Here is a 1584-nt window from a genome sequence, read left to right as displayed (position 1 = left end):
GCCCTGCGCGCCGCACACACAGGTAAAGCCCCCCTACCCCCCCACACCCACCCCCCCCCCCCCCGCTAACGGGGGGGGGGCGCCTCGGCCATGTACGGTCTGAGCGGCGATGAGGCACGGGGGAAAAGGACGGATCATGTCGCGAGTGCCAGGCTGGCTCGGCAGGGTCGGCGCCGGAATCAGCAGAATGGGCGAGCGTCTCGACGAGCGCCGCGCGGAGGCCGAACGGGAGGCCGAGTCCGAACTCCCGGACCCGGCACGGCCCGAGCCCGCCGCCGGGCCCGACCCGGGAGCGGGAGCCGAGCCGGCGCCGGCCGGGGCGTCGCGCAAGGACCACGTGCCCGCCCCGCCCGACTACGCGCCGGCCGTCGCCGCCCGGCCCGAGCCCGTCGCCGCCGTCCCCTGGGGCCTGAGGGTCGCCGCCGAGGCCGGCTGGCGGCTCCTCGTGCTCGCCGGCGCGCTCTGGGTCCTCATCAAGGTCATCAGCTCGGTGCAGCTCGTGGTGTTCGCGTTCATCGCGGCACTGCTCATCACCGCGCTGCTCCAGCCGACCGTGGCCCGGCTGCGCCGGCACGGAGTCCCGCGCGGACTCGCCACCGCCCTGACCGCGATCCTCGGCTTCGTGATCATGGGGCTCGTCGGCTGGTTCGTGGTCTGGCAGGTCCAGGAGAACATCGACGCGCTCTCCGACCAGGTCCAGGACGGCATCGACGAGCTGCGCAAGTGGCTGCTCAACAGCCCGTTCCACGTCACCGAGGACCAGATCAACGACATCGCCAAGTCGCTGCGCGAGGCGATCGGGGCGAACACGGACGAGATCACGTCCGCGGGCCTCGAAGGCGTCACCGTCATCGTCGAGGCGATGACCGGCATCCTCCTCACGATGTTCTCGACGCTCTTCCTGCTCTACGACGGCCGGCGCATCTGGGACTGGACCCTCAAGCTCGTCCCCGCGCAGGCCCGGCCGGGCATCGCGGGCGCGGGACCGCGGGCCTGGCGCACCCTCACCGCGTATGTGCGCGGAACGGTCATAGTCGCCCTGATCGACGCCATCTTCATCGGCCTCGGCATCTTCTTCCTCGACGTGCCCATGGCGGTGCCGCTCGCCGTCTTCATCTTCCTGTTCGCGTTCATCCCGCTCGTCGGCGCGGTCGTCTCCGGGGCGCTCGCGGTGGTCGTCGCGCTGGTCACCCAGGGCGTGTTCACGGCGGTGATGACGCTGGCGGTCGTCCTCGCGGTGCAGCAGATCGAGGGCCATATCCTGCAGCCCTTCATCCTCGGCCGCGCGGTACGGGTGCATCCGCTGGCGGTCGTCCTGGCGGTCGCCGCGGGCGGGATGGTCTCGGGGATCGGCGGCGCGGTCGTCGCGGTGCCGCTCGTCGCCGTCACCAACACGGTGGTCGTGTATCTACGGGCGTGGTCGCGCGGCGAGGCGCTTCGCCAGACGCCGGAGCCGCGGGGAGCGACAGCGGTCGACGCGAGCCCCTCCGGGGACTGACCGGCAATCGTTGCCGGCCGCCGCGCCGTCGTGGCTGGTCGCGCAGTTCCCCGCGCCCCTAAAGAAGCTGCCCCCGCCGCTTGCGC

Annotated in this window: 1 protein-coding gene; it reads left to right on the top strand. The window is 72.5% G+C overall.

The annotated features are described in order from the left end of the window. Window positions 1-136 precede the first annotated feature (136 nt). Entirely contained in the window at window positions 137-1498 is a 1362-nt protein-coding gene (locus tag ACFW9D_RS12940) for an AI-2E family transporter (protein WP_384621111.1), read from the top strand. Window positions 1499-1584 lie beyond the last annotated feature (86 nt).

It is taken from the genome of Streptomyces sp. NPDC059524, assembly GCF_042749255.1.
GTDB lineage: Bacteria > Actinomycetota > Actinomycetes > Streptomycetales > Streptomycetaceae > Streptomyces > Streptomyces xanthii.
Note: the sequence above shows the minus strand (reverse complement) of the source record. Positions and strands in the feature narration are given on the sequence as shown.